A 17,927-nucleotide genomic window follows, 5' to 3' on the forward strand; every position below is an offset into this window, starting at 1 on the left:
CCTTTGCAGCCCGGAAGCCAGAGAACCGATCAATTCATTAAATGACGGATGAGTTCGTCATCCGAGTTCATCGTATCCTTGACGCGGACCATGTAGTTTTCGCCAGAACGCCCGAACTCGCATATATACAATTCCTTGCTATTGGCGCTGACCTCGACGCGGACGTCGCGGCCGTCGCGGAACGGGATGACGTCGCCGACCATCAGCTTCGATATGGTGCGCAGCGTCAGGTCCTGTAGCCGGATCCTGGCCTCGAGCGTGACATGCGAGCGGCGGACCTGATCGCCAAGCTGTTCGGCCCATTCCGGCGAATTGCCGCCGGTCTGGCGCTTCGGCTTCGGCGGCGTCACCTTGGTCTTGAGCAGCGCCGTCTGCGGAATGATCAGTGCGAATTCCGAAACAATGCCGGCGAGCGTGATCGACATGTTAATGGCGGCGGCAAATTCGTCCGGCTTGTCCTCCGCCGGCCGGGGGCTGGCGTCATGGGCGTGCGGGGCCGAAAGACTGGGCTCGAAACCGCCAGGTGCATTGACCGCCGAGCGCAGCACCTTGGCGATCTTGTCGAAGACCATGACCGCCAGATCGAGTTCGATGACCGAGAGCAGCCGCTCGGCCGGCTCCTCGATCGTATCGGCGGTGGCGCCGAGCAGGTGTTCCATCAGCGTGATGACGAAACCGTTGCCGCAGGCAAGCGTGACATTCTGAGACCAGTTGCGCAGCGTCGCGTCGACGAGCGTGACGTTGTGGCTGAGGTCGTCAACCAGGTGGTTCTTGTAGCCGATCTCGCAGCCGAGATAGCTGACGGTCACGTCGAGGCCGGTCTCGCTTTTGATGACGTCGGGAAAGAACTCGCTGTAGACCTCCCCGAAGGCGCTGCAGATCTTGGCGACCCTGCCTCTGTCTCCGAGCCCGCCGGTCAGCTTGGCGAGAAGGGCGGGATCCATTGCCGGTTTGTCACGCGAAGCATCGCTCATGGTCATTTAAGCCGCCTTGTTTTCGCCGCCTGGGTTCATCATTTCCTGTTCGACCGCATCGATGGAAGGACGTTCGTAGGCCGAGATCGTCTTGCGGCCGTATTCGAGAGCGACCTGCGGCACCGAACCGTTCATATAGGCAAGCAGCGTCTGCTTGACGATGACATAGAGGCGATGCTGCTTGTTGCGGACGACCTTGATCTGGGAAACCAGCGGCGAGCAGACGCAATAGGATAGGAGAATGCCGAGGAAGGTGCCGACGAGCGCCGAACCGATCAGATGGCCAAGCACCTCGGGCGAATCGTTGATGTGGGCCATCGCCTTGATGACGCCGAGAACGGCCGCAACGATACCGATCGCCGGGAAGGAATCGCCCATGATCTGGATCGCGTGATAGGGCTTCATCTTGTCGTGCATGATGGTGTTGAGCTCTTCGTCCATCAGCGCCTCGATTTCGTGGCTACGGGCGTTGCCGATAATGATCAGGCGCACGTAATCGCAGATGAAGGCCGTCAGTTCCTTGTTCTTCAGAACCGTCGGAGCCTGCTGGAAGATCGTCGATTCGGCAGGATTGTCGATATGGGCTTCGATTTCGTTTCGCGACTTGGTGCGCAGGTCCCGCATCAGCGAGTAGAGCACGCCGAGCGTATCGAGATAATTGCGCTCCTTCGGTACGGCGTGCTTGAAGGCCTCTGCAAGCGCCTTACCGGAATCCTTCACCACCTTCATCGGGTTCGCCATGATGAAGCTGCCGAGACCGGCGCCGCCGATGATGAGAAATTCGAAGGGCTGGAACAGCGCATCCACTTCGCCGCCCATCGCCATGAAGCTGCCGACGATGCAGCCGCAGACAACAATAAATCCGATAATGATGTTCATCGTCAGCCCAATCTGAACGTTGCTTTTCTTCGAGACGGATAGGGTTTCTGCCTTGCGTGAGGCTGATGAAAGGGTCGGTCCCAGGCATTTCCACGTGCCAGCTTCGCGCAAGCATCTGCCGCCAATCTAAAGGAGACGAATGGGCGCTCGCGCCCGTTTCTGAGATGCCGCCTCAGCGAAATCCCGGCCGAACCAGATCAGACGACGCCCGGCTTTTCGTCCCGTTCATCGCCAATGCTTGGAGCTTACAGACATGCAATCCGGTCTTTACGTTTCTCTGTCGTCGCAGATGGCGCTTGAAAAGCGCTTGAACACCATCGCCGACAACATGGCGAACGTGAACACCACCGGTTTTCGCGCCACCGAGGTGAAGTTCGACGAGATGGTGGCGGCCACCAAGAACAAGCTGAACACCAAGGTCGCCTTCGTTTCCCAGGGCAACGACTACCTGAACGAGCAGAACGGCGAGTTGCAGCACACCGGCAACATGCTTGATTTCGCCGTCAAGGGCGATGCCTGGTTTGCCCTCGACACACCGGCCGGCCGCGTCCTCACGAGGGACGGCCGCTTTACGCTCAGGGATACCGGCGAACTCGTTTCGATCCGCGGATATCCGGTTCTCGATGCCGGCGGCGCACCGATCCAGCTCGACACGAAGGGCGGCGAGCCTGCTGTCGGCACCGACGGCATCATCTATCAAGGCGACCGCCAGGTCGGTTCGCTGGGCCTGTTCGAGGCCGATATCGGCAAGGGTTACCTGCGCTACGAAAACAGCGGCATCCTGACCACCGACCAGCCGCGCGCCGTCGTCGACCGCTTCAATGTCGGTGTCGAGCAGGGTTATCTGGAAAATTCCAACGTCAACGCCATGCGCGAGATCACTCAGCTGATCGAAGTCAACCGTGCCTTCGAAAGCATTTCCTCGCTGATGCGCGACAGCGAGGATTCGTTCAAGCAGGCCGTCCAGACGCTTGGGGGCAGCCGCTAAGCAATGAGCACGACGCTACTGTCCGAAGACGGCCTTTCTCCGAAGCTCGCGCATCTGGCGGGTCTCGTCGACCGATACGCATCGCCGGAATTCGCCGTCGCTCATGGCGGTCGCGTCCAGACCATCGCTGCCGGCCACTATACGGTTCGCGGTCTCTCCCGTCATGTTCGTCTCGGTGAATTCGTAGCGCATAAATCGGCGACTGGCATCCATCTCGGCGAGGTCGTTCGTGTCGAGCCGGACCTGATCTATGTCTGCCCGATCGAACCGGGCGAGCCGATCGGCATCCATGACACGGTCATTCGCAAAGGCGCCTTCCGAATTTCGCCATCCGACAGCTGGTGCGGGCGCACGATCAATTCGCTGTGTGAGCCGATCGACGGGCTGGGTCCGATCGGCCAAGGGCTCGATCGCCGCTCGATTTCCAACGCTGCGCCACCCTCGATGACGCGCCAGCGCGTGGCGACCGGCTTCAAGACCGGCGTGCGCGCGATCGACATCTTTTCGCCGCTCTGCCTCGGCCAGCGTCTCGGCATCTTTGCCGGCTCCGGCGTCGGCAAGTCGACGCTTCTGTCCATGCTTGCCCGCGCCGATGCCTTCGACAAGGTGGTCATCGCGCTCGTCGGCGAACGCGGCCGCGAGGTGCGCGAATTCATCGAGGATACGCTCGGCAGCAATATGAAGAAGGCGATTGCCGTCGTCGCGACCAGCGACGAAAGCCCGATGCTGCGCAAGATGGCGCCGCTGACGGCGGTCACCATCGCCGAGCATTTCCGCGACAAGGGCGAAAACGTGCTCTTCATCGTCGACAGCGTCACGCGTTTTGCCCATGCGATCCGCGAGGTGGCGACCGCCTCCGGCGAACCGCCGATCGCCCGCGGTTATCCTGCCTCTGTCTTCACCGAATTGCCGCGCCTGCTCGAACGCGCCGGTCCTGGCCCCGAAGGCGCCGGCACGATCACCGCCATTATCTCGATCCTCGTTGATGGCGACAACCACAACGACCCGATCGCCGATTCGACGCGCGGCATTCTCGACGGCCATATCGTCTTGCAGCGCAGTCTCGCCGAAGAAGGGCGCTATCCTCCGATCGATCCGCTCGCCTCGATCTCGCGTCTTGCCCGCAAGGCCTGGACTCCGGATCAGGAAAAGCTGGTGTCGCGCTTGAAGGTATTGATCCACCGCTTTGAGGAAACGAGGGACCTGCGCCTGATTGGCGGTTATCGCCAGGGGGCCGATCCTGATCTCGACATGGCGGTCAAGCAGGTCCCTATCATTTACGACGTCCTGAAACAGTCTCCGGGCGATCGCGACTCGGTTGACGCTTTTGCCGATCTCGCCGGCGCGCTCAAGGCTGCTGCCGGCATGGGCAATCAGGGCGCACCCATGCAGAGGAGATAAAAGTGGCTGATTTTGACGATGAACGCATCGCTTCCCTGAAGCAGCGCAAAAAGACCGCCACTCTGGATCGGTTTCTCACCTTCGCCGGCCTGGCGCTTGCCGGCGCCTCCGCCTTTTTCCCCTGGTATGTCTTCTTCAATGCGGACAAGTTCGGCATCAACGTCGCCACCAGCAGCAATTCGCGCGAACTGCCGGATTGGCCCGCCCGCAACGTCTTCAGCGTCTCACCGCTGGCCATGGTCAACAAGAACGAGGCAGCCAAGAAGGCTCCGCCGATCGATCCGCTGACGACGGCGACGGTCTCCGATCTCGGCAAGCAGCGTGACGGCGGCGTGATGCTGGAAGACCAGCCTTTCCCGGGCAAGTCTTCCTTCCGCCTTCTCCACGTGTCCAACGGCCGGGCGCTGATCGAGGATCCCTCGGGCATGTATGTGGTGCGCATCGGCTCGGTCCTGCCCGACGAAAGCCGCCTGGCGATGATCGAGCAGCGCGAGGGCAAGTGGGTGATCATCACCTCCAAGGGCGATATCTACAAGAACGACTGAATCCCTTCGCAACGGCTGAAGACAAGAGGGGCTCCGCCGCGAACCGGCAGGGGCCCTTTTCTATTGCGGTTTTCGGCGAGGCCTCGAAGGCCGAATTCCCGTAAGTCCCACGCAAGATTACCGCTCTAGGTTCCGGATAGTAAAAACGGAGAGTTCTCATGCAACCGATCCAACTTTTCGACTTGGCTTCGCGACAGGCGGAATGGCTGACGATCCGTCAGCAGGTTGTTGCCGGCAACATCGCGAATGCCAATACTCCGAAATTCCGCGCCAAGGACGTCACGCCCTTCGATGCCGTGCTGGACAGATCCGACATCACCATGGCGCGCACCAATCCGGCGCACTTCAGCGGCAACGATTTCAGCGACAGCGGCGATATCGACGTCAAGGAAGCAGCCCTCGACCAGGAGATCGGCATTCAGGAATCCGGCAACACCGTCGGTTTGGCCGAAGAGCTTTCCAAGTCGGGTGACATCAAGCGCCAGTACGATCTGAACACCTCGCTGGTCAGCTCCTTCAACCGCATGATGTTGATGACGGTCAGGAAGTAATTGTCATGGATCCGCTTTCCGCAGCTATGAAAATCGCCGGTTCGGGGCTCGAGGCGCAATCGACGCGCCTGCGCATCGTCTCGGAAAACATTGCCAACGCCCGCTCGACCGGTGACACGCCGGGCGCCGACCCCTATCGCCGCAAGACGATCACCTTCGGCCAGCAGATGGACCGCACCAGCGGCGTCGAGACAGTCAACGTCAAGAAGGTCGGCGTCGACGAAGGCGATTTCAGCACCGAGTTCGACCCCAGCAATCCGGCGGCGGACGCCAAGGGCGTCGTCAAATTGCCGAACGTCAACATCCTCGTCGAGATGGCTGACATGCGTGAAGCCAATCGCTCCTATGACGCCAATCTGCAGACCATCAAGCAGACCCGCGACCTCATCTCGTCCACGATCGATCTTCTGAAGAGCCAATAATCAATGATCAGCAGCGTCCAGAATGTCAGCAATCTTTCGATGACCCGCGCGCTCGGCGCCGTCGACACCGAAAATTCCGCCTCGTCCTCCGCAACGACCATGCCGGGCACTGCGGGTGCGGCCAACGGCCTGAGCTTCGCCTCGGTCCTGGGCGGCATGGCGACCGACGCGGTCAGCAGCCTGAAGGGTGCCGAAAACATGTCCTTCGCCGGCATCAAGGGCACGGCGACGACCCGTGAAGTCGTTGATTCCATGCTCCAGGCCGAGCAGACGCTGCAGACCGCGATTGCCATCCGCGACAAGGTCGTTTCGGCCTTTCTCGAAGTCACCAAGATGCAGATGTAACTGATTTGAGGACGAATACATGAGAGCGCTCGCCATCGCAGCAACGGGCATGGATGCCCAGCAGACCAATCTGGAAGTCATCGCCAACAACATTGCGAACATCAACACGACGGGCTTTAAGCGGGCCCGCGCCGAGTTCACCGACCTTCTCTACCAGACCGAACGCGCCAAGGGCGTCGCCAACCGGGCCAATCAGGCCGTCGTTCCTGAAGGCGCAAATATCGGCCTCGGCGTCCAGACCTCCGCGGTCCGCAATCTGCATCTCCAGGGCGAACTGACACAGACTGGCAACGACCTCGACGTGGCGCTGATCGGCAAGGGCTTCTTTCAGATTCAGTCGACCGATGGCACGACGCTCTATACCCGCGCTGGCGCTTTCAACAAGAATGACCAGGGCCAGCTCGTCACCATCGACGGCTATGAAGTCCTGCCTGGGATCACCATCCCTCAGGGTTCGACCGAACTGACCATCAGCCGCTCCGGCGAGGTCTCGGCGAAGCTGCCGGGTCAGACCGATCCGACTGTTCTTGGACAGCTGACGCTTGCCGACTTCGTCAACGAAGCGGGTCTTCAGCCGATCGGCGACAATCTCTTCCAGGAAACGCCGGCCTCGGGCGATGCGGTCGTCGGCAACCCCGACGAGGAAGGCTTTGCCTATATGAAGCAGGGTTATCTGGAATCCTCGAACGTCGACCCGGTGAAGGAAATCACCGAGCTGATATCGGCTCAGCGTGCGTACGAAATGAATTCCAAGGTGATCACGACCGCTGATGAAATGGCCTCCATCGTCAGCAAGAACCTGAAGTAAAGGGAAGGGCCGAAACATGATGTTTTGCCGGGCAGGACGCATCTCAGGATGGGTGGCGGCAGCCACGATCGCACTCGCGGGCGTGGTCTTGCCTGCGGACGCGGATGCCGGCATGGGTTATGCCGTCGTCCCGACGACGATCATCTACCCCGGCGACACATTGTCGGGCAGCCAGCTTCAGGAGGTTGAGGTCACCAACCCCAACCTCGCCGGCGATTATGCCAAATCGATTTCGCAGGTCGAAGGTCTGGTTTCCAAACGCACGCTGCTACCGGGGCGCACAATCTCGGTTTCAGCCCTGCGCGAGCCCTATACGGTGACGCGCGGCTCTTCGATCCGCCTGGTCTTCTCTCTCGGCGCAATGACGATCTCCGCTGCCGGCACGCCGCTCGAAGACGGCGCGACGGGGCAGGTGGTCCGTGCACGTAATATGGATTCCGGCGTCATCGTCAGCGGCACGGTGCTTGCGGACGGCACGATCCATGTGAGGGCGAAATGAAATTGTTCTTCCGTATCGTCGCCTTTGCTGCGGTTGTCGCCATGAGTTTGGCCGACGTGGCGCCCGCCTGGGCGCTGACGTCACGCATCAAGGATATCGCCTCGCTTCAGGCCGGCCGCGATAACCAGCTGATCGGCTACGGTCTGATCGTCGGCCTGCAGGGAACCGGCGACGGCTTCCGTTCCTCGCCCTTCACCGAGCAGTCGATGCGGGCAATGCTCCAGAATCTCGGCATCTCGACACAGGGCGGCCAGTCCAACGCGAAGAACACCGCGGCCGTGATGGTCACCGCCAACCTGCCGCCCTTCGCGAGCCCCGGCAGCCGTCTCGATGTTACGGTGAGCTCGCTCGGCGATGCGACCTCGCTGCGCGGCGGCACGCTCGTCATGACCTCGCTTTCCGGTGCCGACGGCCAGATCTATGCTGTCGCCCAGGGCTCTGTTATCGTCTCCGGCTTTCAGGCGCAGGGCCAGGCGGCGACGGTGACCGAAGGCGTCACCACCGCCGGCCGCGTACCCGGCGGCGCGATCATCGAACGCGAACTGCCGTCGCATTTCAAGGATTCAGTCAATCTCGTCCTACAGCTGCGCAATCCCGATTTCTCGACGGCGATCCGCATTGCCGACATTGTCAATGGCTATGCCTCCGCGCGCTTCGGCGGCCCGGTCGCCGAAGCCAAGGATTCGCAGGAAGTGGTGATCCAGAAACCGCGCACGGCCGATCTCACCCGGCTGATGGCCGACGTCGAAAACCTCATCGTCGAAACCGATACGCCGGCCAAGGTGGTTATCAACGAGCGCACTGGAACGATCGTCATCGGCTCCGATGTCCGCGTCTCGCCGGTCGCCGTCAGCTACGGCACACTCACGGTTCAGGTCACCGAGACGCCGCAGATCATCCAGCCCGAACCCTTCTCGCGCGGGCGGACTGCCGTTCAGCCGCAGACCGATATCGCGGCTGAGCAGACCGGCGGGCGCGTTGCCATAATCGACGGTCCCGACCTCAGGACCCTTGTTGCCGGTCTCAACAATATCGGCGTGAAACCGGATGGGATCATCGCCATTCTCCAGGGCATCAAATCGGCGGGCGCCCTGCAGGCGGAGCTTGTATTGCAATGATGACGATCCTGAATCCTGACATGACCGTGCTGCAGCTGCTGCGCCGCCTGGCGCTGCCGGCAGCCGGCCTCGTCCTGCTGTCGATCCCGGGTGCCTTCGCACAGGAGCACCCGGAGGGAGACATCACGTCTCAGGACGAGATCAAGCAATTCTGCACCAACATCGCCGATCCAGCCCGCGACCAGCGCTACCTGCTGCAGAAACAGGAGCTGGAAAGGCTCCGCGCCGACATCGACGCCCGGATGGAGGAGATGGACAAGCGCAAGGCCGAATACCAGGACTGGCTGAAGCGGCGCGACGACTTCCTGCAGCAGGCGGAAGCCGGCCTCACCGAAATCTATAAGAAGATGAAGCCGGATGCGGCGGCGCTCCAGCTGCAGGACATGAAGGTCGAAGTGGCCTCGGCCGTCATCATGCGGCTCGGTCCGCGTCAGTCGAGCCTCATCCTCAACGAGATGGACCCGCAGAAAGCCGCCATCATCGCCGGCATCATCGCCAGTGCGTCCGATCCCAATACGTCGAAGGATCCTTCATGAACATGCGTTTTCCGGCCGCGATCGCCGCCCTCGCACTCCTTGCGGGCTGCCAGTCCCCGACGGCAGTCAGCGAGATCGGCCGTGCGCCCGCCATGAGCCCGATCGGCAGTGGACTTGCCTATGGCCAGACCCCGCAGATGGCGCTTTATCCGAAGCAGCCGCGTGCCGTGGCGCAGGGCTATTCGCTCTGGAGCGATTCGCAGGCCGCGCTCTTCAAGGATGCACGCGCGCTGAACGTCGGCGACATCCTGACCGTCGACATCCAGATCAACGACAAAGCCTCCTTCGACAACGAGACCAACCGCAGCCGCAAGAATTCGAGCGGCATGAACTGGGACGTCAATGCCCAGATCTTCGGCTGGACCCCGGAATCGAAGACCGATCTGACCTACGGTTCGGATACCAGCACCGACGGCAAGGGCAAGATCGAGCGCACCGACAAGCTGACCCTTCTCGTTGCGGCCGTCGTCACCGGTATTCTTGAAAACGGCAACCTCGTCATCTCTGGCTCGCAAGAAGTCCGTCTGAACCAGGAGCTGCGCATCCTGAACGTCGCCGGTATCGTGCGTCCGCAGGACGTCAACGCCGACAACCAGATCTCCTACGACAAGATCGCCGAAGCCCGCATCTCCTATGGCGGCCGCGGTCGCCTGATGGAAGTGCAGCAGCCTCCGCGCGGGCAGCAGGCCGTCGATCTTTTCTCGCCGCTTTGAGGCCCAACGACGATGGCAGACGAAGACGTAAGCGCAGGTCAATCGAAGAAGAAATCCGTCCTGATGACGATCATCGGCATTGCCGTCCTGACGCTCCTCGGCGCCGGCGGCGGCTGGGCGGTCGGCACGATCGTCGCGCCCCAGATCAAGGGCGCCAAAGAGGCAGAGCAGGCCAAGGAAGCCGAGGCCAAGAAGAAGGCCGAGGAGGGGCTGGCGCGCATCTCGACCGAGGCCAACAACGTCGTCCAGCTCGAGCCGATTACATCCAACCTTGCTTACCCGTCGGAAAACTGGGTCCGACTAGAAGTCGCGCTGTTGTTCAACGGGCCGCCCGACGTCAAGGTCGCCGAGGACATTCATCAGGATATCCTCGCCTATGTCAGGACCGTTTCCCTTCAGCAGATCGAGGGGCCGCGGGGCTTTCAATATCTCAAGGATGACATCCAGGAACGTGTTGACCTTCGCTCGCAAGGGCGGGTATCGAAGGTCATGTTCAGGACCTTTGTCATCGAATGATTCGTTTCATAGTTTTCCTTGCCGCCATGATGGCGGTGCCGGAACTGGCGGTGGCACAGCAGCTGCCGACCGACTTGTTGAACGTGCCGGTCGATGGCTCCGTCGCCGCCTGGATCATCCGCACCTTCGGCCTGCTGACCGTACTTTCGGTCGCGCCCGGCATCCTGATCATGGTGACGAGCTTCCCGCGCTTCGTCATCGCCTTCTCGATCCTGCGCTCGGGGATGGGCCTCTCCTCGACGCCTTCCAACATGATCCTCCTGTCGCTGTCGCTCTTCATGACCTTCTACGTCATGTCGCCGACCTTCGATCAGGCCTGGCAGAACGGCGTTCAGCCACTGCTTGCCAACCAGATCAACGAGACGGAGGCGGTGCAGCGTATCGCCGAGCCCTTCCGCACCTTCATGGCGGCCAATACCCGCGACAAGGATTTGGCGCTCTTCGTCGATCTGGCGCGTGAGCGCGGGCAGAACATCCAGACGACCGATCCGATCGACTATCGCGTGCTGATCCCTGCCTTCATGATTTCGGAGATTCGCCGCGGTTTCGAGATCGGCTTTCTCGTCGTGCTGCCGTTCCTCGTCATCGACCTCATCGTCGCAACCATCACCATGGCGATGGGCATGATGATGCTGCCGCCGACTTCGATCTCGCTGCCTTTCAAGATTCTCTTCTTCGTCCTGATCGACGGCTGGAATCTGCTCGTCGGCAGCCTGGTCCGCTCGTTCAGCTGACCGGCTGGGGCGATGAGGAACTTCGGTTCCTCGATCGAGCGGTTTATGCTATGCGCGGCTCGCGAAATCCATCAGCAATGCCAGACCTTCCGGCCAGTCACCCAGATCGCTTTGGCCATTGATGTGGCCGGCCGCGCCGATGATTTTCAACTCGCTACCCCATTGCTTTGCTCGCGTTTCGGCGTAGGGGAGCGAACCATAGGGATCGGTGGTGCTAGCGACGATCAGCGATCGAAAGCCGAACTGCACCTGCGGCACATCTGCAAAGCCTGCGGCGTCCGCAGGAAAGCTCGGAGAAAGAGGGTCTGGCACGGCGGCGAGGAACGCTCCCTTGATCGGCGAAGAGGTCCGCTGATGCCAATGTGCTACAAGCAGGCAGGAGAGGCTATGCGCCACGAGAACAGGTGGTGTTTTCGCTCTGCGCACCGCTTGCTCCAAGGCTTGGATCCAGTCGGAAAGATCCGGCTGATCCCAACTCGTCGGTGCAAAACGGCGTATGGCCGGATTGGCATTCTCCCAACGGCTCTGCCAGTGAGCGTTTCCGGAATTGCCGATGCCCGGCAAATGAATGAATTCGGTCATATCTCGCCTCTTCTTCGCTTCAGCGGGAGTATGGCGGTTTACACCTGCGAACCAAATTGGCATCTATCGGAAAAGCACCGGATAATCCGATAGATTGAAGGTTGATGGCAAAGCGCACCGATATCAGTCCAGATCTTGATCCAACCGACATCGCCATCATCGAAGTCTTGCAGGATGATGGACGCATCAGCGTCTCCGAGCTCGGAAGGAAGGTCGGTCTTTCCCAGCCGGCCACGTCGGAGCGTCTCAAACGGCTTGAAGAACGCGGTATCATTGAGGCGTACAGAGCCGTCATCGACCCCGCCGCAGTTGGGCTTGGCATGATGGCCGTCATTCGCCTGCGCACCACGCACGAGCATATCAAGACATGCTTGAAGCAATTTTCCGATATGCCTGAGATCATCGAGGTTCTAAGGCTGACAGGAGAGGATTGTTTTCACCTGAAAGTCATTGTTCCTACGCCGGGCGGCCTTGAAAGCATCGTCGATGCCATTGCGCGCTATGGCTCGGTCACGACGGCCGTCGTTCTGCGCAGAGAGCCGCCTAAACGCATCGGGCGTGAACTGATCGCAAAGAAGTAAAGACCCGCTGAAGCGAACAGGACCGCTTCGGCGGGTATTCCGTCTCGGAAAACATCACTCGGCTGCGAACGGTGTCGTGCGCGGCGGCAGCGCCGGAATATCCATGTGATCGGGTGCGAGGCCCTGCTTGGCGCGCTCTGCCATGATTTCATAGGCCTGCTCGAGATGATGGCAGAAGCGTTCGGCGTCGAAGAGCGGCGCGATATAGCGCCTCTCCTTGAGGTGTGCCTTGTATTCGGCGATCCGTCCCGGGTTCTGCGCCAGTTCGACGGCAAGGTCCTCATAAGCCTGCAGGTCGCTTGCGACGAGCTCGGGCAGATCGATCGCCCTGAGCAGGCTTTCGCTGACGCGTGAGGCGAAGTTGGTGCCCTTGACGGTCAAAACCGGCAGGCCGCCCCAGAGCTGCTCCGAGGTGGTCGTATGGCCGTTGACCGGGAAGGTGTCGATCCCGAGGTCGGCTGCCTGCTGGCGGCTGATGTGATCTTCGTAGGGCGCGCGCGGGCAGAAGATGATGCGCTTGGGCGCAATGCCTGATGTCTGGAACTGCTTCAGCAGGTTTGCCTGGTTGCGCGGCGAATTGGCCATCAGCCAGAGCACACTGTTCGGCGCCCGCTTGAGGATCCGGCACCAGCTGTTGACCACATCAGGCGTAATCTTGCGGTTGCCGTTGAAGGAGGCGAAGATGAAGGCCTCTTCCGGCAGGCCGAGCTGCTCGCGGGTGACCGGACGCGGCTTCGGGCGATGCATCGGATCATTCGGCTGGTAGCTCTCCGGAAGCCGGCAGAATTTCTCATGGAAGAATGGCTTGGCCAAGTCGGGCAGCACCGAATGGTCGCCGATGACGTAGTCGAGATCGATGTTGACGGTGCTGCCGGGAAAACCGAGCCATCCGACATGAACAGGTGCGAGCGGCAGGTTGAAGGCTGACGCGCGGCTGCCCGACGTATGACCCTTGAGATCGACCATGATGTCGATATTGTGCTCGCGTACGATTTCCAGCACCGCCTGGTCGGAGAAGCCGTGAATGTCGACGATCCTGCCCCAGCGGCTGCGGTCGGTGACGTTATGCTTCAGGTATTCGGGACCTGTATGGCAGAAGAGCGTCACCTCGAACCTGTCCCTGTCGTGCAATTCGAGAATGCGCTGCAGCAGCTTCATCGTCGCGTGGCGATCCCAGAAGTCCGATGACATGTAGCCGATGCGGATCTTGTTCGACCATGTGTGCGGCTGGTTGCGGCGGAAAGCGATGCGTTCCTGGTTAAGCGGGGCCGTGCCGATCGTCGCATACCGGTTGAAATCTTCGTTGCCGCACCAGTGCAGATGATAGAACGGGTTGTCCTTGCGCAGGATCTCGACATTGCCCTTTGCCAGCGCGTCGTCGATCACTGCCTGATGCTTGGCCGCCTCGTCGAAATCGTTGAATTCCCGGGCAAAAACGAGGTGAAGAAAGCGGAAGGCGTGATTGCCCGGGAAACGTTTGAAGATGTTGCGGGCAAGCGTCTGGTTGGTTGCGTCGTTGAGATCGTCGCTGAGCAGCAGGGCCGCCAGGCGCATGTGATCGGGGTTCATGCTTTCCGACAGAACCGTCTTGAACGGGCGGATGATATCCCGCTGCTGGCGCTTCAGATAGATCGCGGTGATGATGAAGGCGAGTTCGGGATCTTCCTGCGCTCTGGTGAGGTTGCGCATGGCGATCAGCAGCGCTTCGTCCTCGTTGCCGGTTTCGTAGTGCAGCTTGGCAGCCTGCTTCTGATATTCGTAGGCGTTCGGTCCTTCGCAATTGCCGGCCAGACCATAGGCTTTCGCGGCATCGGCCTTGAAGCCGAGCTGCACGAGGTTCTTGGCCAGCAGCGCATAGGTCTTGGCGTCCTGCTGAGTATCGATGAGCTGGTTGAGCGTCGCCAAGGACTTTGTGTAGCGGCCTGCCTGGTAATCTTTGGATGCCGCAGAGAACGAAACTTTGCTGTTCAAAACCCAACTCCGTGAAGGAAATTTTCTCGCATGGCTGTCGATTGCCGAGCGCCCACGATCCGTCCTCCCGGACAACGGGTGGATTGATCCGATGATGCTATCCCGGCACCTGCCATGTTGCCATTCGAAGCTTGCTTGAAACAGGTGCGCCTCATGAAGACATTGTCTTGTCCGAGGGAAAACGGCTTCTTTCCCGATATGTTAGCATGCGAAGGGATAGATTCAGCCGGTATTAACTATGGGATGTAAGGAGCCGGAACGGAGCCTCTATTTTTAAGAAGTTGGCAAGCATTGGCTGCGAGATTGCCCTGGACATGACGGGTTTGGGCCAAACAAGCAGGCGCCGAGTAGCATGAAGCTGGTCCGTCATCGCCGGTATTACAGTCCGGTATGTCCTCCTTTTTGTATCTAGTTTCCAGGGGACAGATTTATGACAAGCATTAACACGAATTCTTCCGCACAGGCCGCTCTCCAGACGCTGCGCAGCGTCAACCAGGGCCTCAACAAAACGCAGAACCACGTTTCGTCGGGTTATCGCGTTGAAAAGGCTTCCGACAACGCTGCTTACTGGTCGATCGCAACGACCATGCGTTCGGACAACAAGGCACTGTCGGCCGTTTCCGACGCCCTCGGCGTTGGTGCTGCGAAGGTCGATACCGCTTACACCGCCATGGACAGCGCCATCGACGTCGTCGGCGAAATCAAGGCCAAGCTGGTTGCCGCAACTGAAAACGGCGTTGACAAGGCCAAGGTGCAGGAAGAAATCGGTCAGCTGCAGCAGCAGCTCCTGAGCATCGCTCAGTCGGCTTCCTTCAACGGCGAGAACTGGGTTGCCGGCGCTAACGGCACCAAGAGCGTCGTTTCGTCGTTCGTCCGTGACGGCTCCAACGCCGTATCGATCACCACGACCGACTACGTCCTCGACAGCGGCTCCGCCGGCAACGTTCTGTTCGGCATGAGCGCTGGCGCGGTTGAAACCTCCACGGGTATTCTCGGTACCTCGACGGGCGCGACCGGTTCGATCTACTCGATGGACATCACCAGCTTCACGGCCGGCCAGATCCAGTCGGCTCTGACGAACGTCGAATCGGCTCTGAAGTCGATGACCAGCGCCGGTGCTGCTCTCGGCTCGCTCTCCAGCCGCATCGACAGCCAGGAAGACTTCGTCTCGGCTCTCAGCGACTCGATCGACTCCGGTATCGGCCGTCTCGTCGACGCCGACATGGAGGAAGAATCCTCGAGGCTCAGCGCTCTGCAGACCCAGCAGCAGCTGGCGATCCAGTCGCTGTCGATCGCGAACTCCTCTTCGCAGAACATCCTGTCGCTCTTCCGTTAAAACGGTCGGCACAAGGCTTTCAAGTTTCGCGGCCGGCTCATCCCCGGCCGCGAAATGTTTTAACATAAGGTTAATGTAAATCTCTGTAAGTATCAGATATTTTTACGCAATTTCAATTTTGAATTTAGCTTTCCTTAACCATCTTACTGTTTTCTAGGCCCATCGAAACGGCGAGTTAACCCTAACGAGAATGGTTAACAGGCATGATGCTGATCGCTGTGGGCCGGCCGAAAATCCGGAATGTCCCTTCTTAAAATCTGCCAACAAGGGGCAAACAAACTATGACGAGCATCAATACCAATAATGCTGCAATGGCAGCCCTCCAGACTCTGCGTGGCGTCAACCAGGGTCTCCAGACGACCCAGGCTCACGTTTCGTCCGGCTACCGCGTCGGCAAAGCTGCCGACAACGCTGCTTACTGGTCGATCGCAACGACCATGCGTTCGGATAACAAGGCTCTTTCGGCTGTTTCCGACGCTCTCGGCCTCGGCGCCGCCAAGGTCGACACCGCTTACTCCGCCATGGACAGCGCCATCGATGTCGTCGGCGATATCAAGGCCAAGCTCGTTGCCGCGACTGAAAACGGCGTCGACAAGGCCAAGGTCCAGGAAGAAATCAGCCAGCTGCAGCAGCAGCTCCTGAGCGTCGCTCAGTCGGCCTCCTTCTCCGGTGAAAACTGGGTTGCCGGCGCTAACGGCACCAAGAACGTCGTTGCCTCCTTCGTCCGCGACGGCTCCAACGCCGTTTCGGTCGTGATGACCGACTACGTTCTCGACAACAGCTCCACTGGCAACGTTCTGTTCGGCATGAGCGGCGGCGCGGTCGAAACCTCCACAGGTATCCTCGGTTCTTCGAACGGCGCGACCGGTTCGGTCTACGCGATGGACATCACCAACTTCACCCTCGGCGAGATCCAGTCCGCTCTGACCAACGTCGAATCGGCTCTGAAGTCCATGACCAGCGCCGGTGCTGCTCTCGGCTCGATCTCCAAGCGTATCGAACTTCAGGAAAACTTCGTGTCGGCTCTGAGCGACTCGATCGACTCCGGTATCGGCCGCCTCGTCGACGCTGACATGGAAGAAGAGTCCTCCAAGCTCAGCGCCCTCCAGACCCAGCAGCAGCTGGCTGTCCAGTCGCTGTCGATCGCGAACTCCTCTTCGCAGACCATCCTGTCGCTCTTCCGCGGCTAATAAGCGCCGGAAAATATGGCCCGCCGGTCTCCGGCGGGCACCTCGTGCCGAGCCGCGCTTCGACGAAGCGCGGCTTTCTTATTTCCGTTAACGATTGATTAACCATAATGTTGTCTTCTCAGCTCAACGAGACGGCGGGTTAACCGAAATTAACAACCGGTTAACAGGCATGAGGCTGATCCCCGTTCCCGGTAACATTCCGGAATGTCCCTTTTTCCCAGATGCCAACAAGGGGCAATCATTTCATGACCAGCATTTTGACGAACGTCGCGGCAATGGCCGCTCTTCAGACACTCCGCGGAATCAACGACAGCCTCGAAGACACGCAGAACCACGTCTCGTCGGGTTATCGTGTTGAAAAGGCTGCCGACAATGCCGCCTACTGGTCGATCGCAACAACCATGCGTTCGGACAACAAGGCGCTTTCGGCCGTGTCCGACGCTCTCGGTCTAGGCGCCGCCAAGGTCGACACCGCTTACTCCGCCATGGACAGCGCCATTGACGTCATCAGCGAGATCAAGGCGAAGATCGTTGCCGCAACCGAAAAGGGCGTCGACAAGACCAAGGTCCAGGAAGAAATCGGTCAGCTGCAGCAGCAGCTGCTCAGCATCGCACAGTCGGCTTCCTTCTCCGGTGAAAACTGGGTCGCCGGTGCCGACGGCACCAAGAGCGTCGTGTCGACCTTCGTCCGCGACGGAAACGGCAACGTCTCGGTCAAGACGACGGACTACGTCCTGGACACGAGCTCTACGGGCAACGTTCTCTTCGGCATGACCTCGACCGGTACGATCGAGACGAGTTCCGGCATTATCGGCACGTCCTACGGCACGATCGGTTCGATCTACTCTATGGACATCAGCACCTTCGGTTCGGCTGAGATTTCCATGGCCCTGACCTCGATTGAGGCCGGCCTCGAAGCGATGACCAAGGCTGCATCGCAACTCGGTTCGATTTCGACGCGTATCGAATTGCAGGAAAACTTCGTCGGAGCGCTCACCGATTCGATCGATTCGGGCGTCGGCCGCCTCGTCGATGCTGACATGGAAGAGGAATCGAGCAAGCTGACGGCGTTGCAGACCCAGCAGCAGCTGGCGATCCAGTCGCTGTCGATCGCCAACTCCAGCGCTCAGAACATCCTCACGCTGTTCCGCAGCTAAATCAGCCGCTGAAGCTGGACCGAATCTTGCGCCGCCGTTCGGCCGCAAGCAGAAAACCTTCCGGACCGCGCCCGAAACGGC

21 protein-coding genes are annotated in these 17,927 nt (G+C 60.1%); 17 read left to right on the forward strand and 4 right to left on the reverse strand.

The annotated features are described in order from the left end of the window. Positions 1-29: 29 nt before the first annotated feature. On the reverse strand, positions 30-980 hold the full coding sequence (locus NL154_RS01450) for a FliM/FliN family flagellar motor switch protein (RefSeq protein ID WP_210629212.1): 951 nt from the start codon (positions 978-980) through the stop codon (positions 30-32). Beyond that, positions 981-1,853, reverse strand: a complete 873-nt coding sequence (motA, locus tag NL154_RS01455) for a flagellar motor stator protein MotA (protein WP_020920386.1) — start codon at positions 1,851-1,853, stop codon at positions 981-983. A gap of 253 nt (positions 1,854-2,106) precedes the next feature. On the opposite strand from motA, the gene flgF reads away from it, so the two are divergent. The 13 genes from flgF (at position 2,107) to fliP (ending at position 11,029) form a co-directional block, all read left to right on the forward strand. Further along, the gene (gene flgF, locus NL154_RS01460) at positions 2,107-2,841 is read left to right on the forward strand and encodes a flagellar basal-body rod protein FlgF (protein WP_210629211.1); all 735 of its coding nucleotides are present in this window, start codon (positions 2,107-2,109) and stop codon (positions 2,839-2,841) included. A gap of 3 nt (positions 2,842-2,844) precedes the next feature. Then, the gene (gene fliI, locus NL154_RS01465; RefSeq protein WP_210629210.1) at positions 2,845-4,242 is read left to right on the forward strand and encodes a flagellar protein export ATPase FliI; all 1,398 of its coding nucleotides are present in this window, start codon (positions 2,845-2,847) and stop codon (positions 4,240-4,242) included. A gap of 2 nt (positions 4,243-4,244) precedes the next feature. Further along, positions 4,245-4,787, forward strand: coding sequence for a flagellar protein (locus NL154_RS01470; protein ID WP_210629209.1), 543 nt, complete (start codon positions 4,245-4,247; stop codon positions 4,785-4,787). Positions 4,788-4,945: 158 nt separating this feature from the next. Then, on the forward strand, positions 4,946-5,338 hold the full coding sequence (gene flgB / locus NL154_RS01475; protein ID WP_011424023.1) for a flagellar basal body rod protein FlgB: 393 nt from the start codon (positions 4,946-4,948) through the stop codon (positions 5,336-5,338). Positions 5,339-5,343: 5 nt separating this feature from the next. Beyond that, a complete protein-coding gene (gene flgC / locus NL154_RS01480) occupies positions 5,344-5,760 on the forward strand; it encodes a flagellar basal body rod protein FlgC (protein WP_064693821.1) in 417 nt (138 codons plus the stop codon). A 3-nt stretch (positions 5,761-5,763) separates the two neighbouring features. Continuing rightward, complete coding sequence (locus NL154_RS01485; RefSeq protein ID WP_434733461.1) at positions 5,764-6,105, forward strand: flagellar hook-basal body complex protein FliE; 342 nt, start codon at positions 5,764-5,766, stop codon at positions 6,103-6,105. A gap of 19 nt (positions 6,106-6,124) precedes the next feature. Next, positions 6,125-6,913: a flagellar basal-body rod protein FlgG gene (flgG, locus tag NL154_RS01490; protein WP_210629207.1), complete on the forward strand. Its 789-nt coding sequence runs from the start codon at positions 6,125-6,127 to the stop codon at positions 6,911-6,913. 16 nt (positions 6,914-6,929) lie between these two features. Then, positions 6,930-7,412: a flagellar basal body P-ring formation chaperone FlgA gene (gene flgA / locus NL154_RS01495; protein WP_221157996.1), complete on the forward strand. Its 483-nt coding sequence runs from the start codon at positions 6,930-6,932 to the stop codon at positions 7,410-7,412. Further along, a complete protein-coding gene (locus NL154_RS01500) occupies positions 7,409-8,530 on the forward strand; it encodes a flagellar basal body P-ring protein FlgI (protein ID WP_210629205.1) in 1,122 nt (373 codons plus the stop codon). The genes flgA and NL154_RS01500 overlap by 4 nt, the downstream gene beginning before the upstream one ends. Beyond that, a complete protein-coding gene (locus NL154_RS01505; RefSeq protein WP_210629204.1) occupies positions 8,527-9,066 on the forward strand; it encodes a MotE family protein in 540 nt (179 codons plus the stop codon). The genes NL154_RS01500 and NL154_RS01505 overlap by 4 nt, the downstream gene beginning before the upstream one ends. Continuing rightward, positions 9,063-9,779, forward strand: coding sequence for a flagellar basal body L-ring protein FlgH (gene flgH, locus NL154_RS01510; protein ID WP_064800681.1), 717 nt, complete (start codon positions 9,063-9,065; stop codon positions 9,777-9,779). The genes NL154_RS01505 and flgH overlap by 4 nt, the downstream gene beginning before the upstream one ends. Before the next feature lie 12 nt (positions 9,780-9,791). Then, on the forward strand, positions 9,792-10,295 hold the full coding sequence (locus NL154_RS01515; RefSeq protein WP_221122743.1) for a flagellar basal body-associated FliL family protein: 504 nt from the start codon (positions 9,792-9,794) through the stop codon (positions 10,293-10,295). Further along, entirely contained in the window at positions 10,292-11,029 is a 738-nt protein-coding gene (gene fliP / locus NL154_RS01520) for a flagellar type III secretion system pore protein FliP (protein ID WP_011424032.1), read from the forward strand. Before NL154_RS01515 ends, fliP begins: the two co-directional genes overlap by 4 nt. A 48-nt stretch (positions 11,030-11,077) precedes the next feature. Here fliP and NL154_RS01525 read toward each other — a convergent pair whose 3' ends face one another. After that, on the reverse strand, positions 11,078-11,611 hold the full coding sequence (locus tag NL154_RS01525; RefSeq protein ID WP_210629201.1) for an RBBP9/YdeN family alpha/beta hydrolase: 534 nt from the start codon (positions 11,609-11,611) through the stop codon (positions 11,078-11,080). Positions 11,612-11,715: 104 nt separating this feature from the next. On the opposite strand from NL154_RS01525, the gene NL154_RS01530 reads away from it, so the two are divergent. Beyond that, positions 11,716-12,192 (forward strand): Lrp/AsnC family transcriptional regulator, encoded by a 477-nt coding sequence (locus NL154_RS01530; protein WP_210629200.1) that lies wholly within the window; start codon positions 11,716-11,718, stop codon positions 12,190-12,192. 54 nt (positions 12,193-12,246) lie between these two features. Here NL154_RS01530 and NL154_RS01535 read toward each other — a convergent pair whose 3' ends face one another. Next, positions 12,247-14,163: a glycosyl transferase gene (locus tag NL154_RS01535; RefSeq protein WP_210629199.1), complete on the reverse strand. Its 1,917-nt coding sequence runs from the start codon at positions 14,161-14,163 to the stop codon at positions 12,247-12,249. Positions 14,164-14,593: 430 nt separating this feature from the next. Between NL154_RS01535 and NL154_RS01540 the strand changes: the two genes are divergently transcribed. The 3 genes from NL154_RS01540 (at position 14,594) to NL154_RS01550 (ending at position 17,846) form a co-directional block, all read left to right on the forward strand. Further along, a complete protein-coding gene (locus tag NL154_RS01540) occupies positions 14,594-15,499 on the forward strand; it encodes a flagellin (protein WP_210629198.1) in 906 nt (301 codons plus the stop codon). A gap of 281 nt (positions 15,500-15,780) precedes the next feature. Continuing rightward, positions 15,781-16,689, forward strand: coding sequence for a flagellin (locus NL154_RS01545; protein WP_184457286.1), 909 nt, complete (start codon positions 15,781-15,783; stop codon positions 16,687-16,689). Between the two features lie 245 nt (positions 16,690-16,934). Next, entirely contained in the window at positions 16,935-17,846 is a 912-nt protein-coding gene (locus NL154_RS01550; RefSeq protein ID WP_210629197.1) for a flagellin, read from the forward strand. Positions 17,847-17,927: the final 81 nt, after the last annotated feature.

It is taken from the genome of Rhizobium sp. YTUHZ044, assembly GCF_051123975.1.
In the GTDB taxonomy this organism is placed as follows: Bacteria; Pseudomonadota; Alphaproteobacteria; order Rhizobiales; family Rhizobiaceae; genus Rhizobium.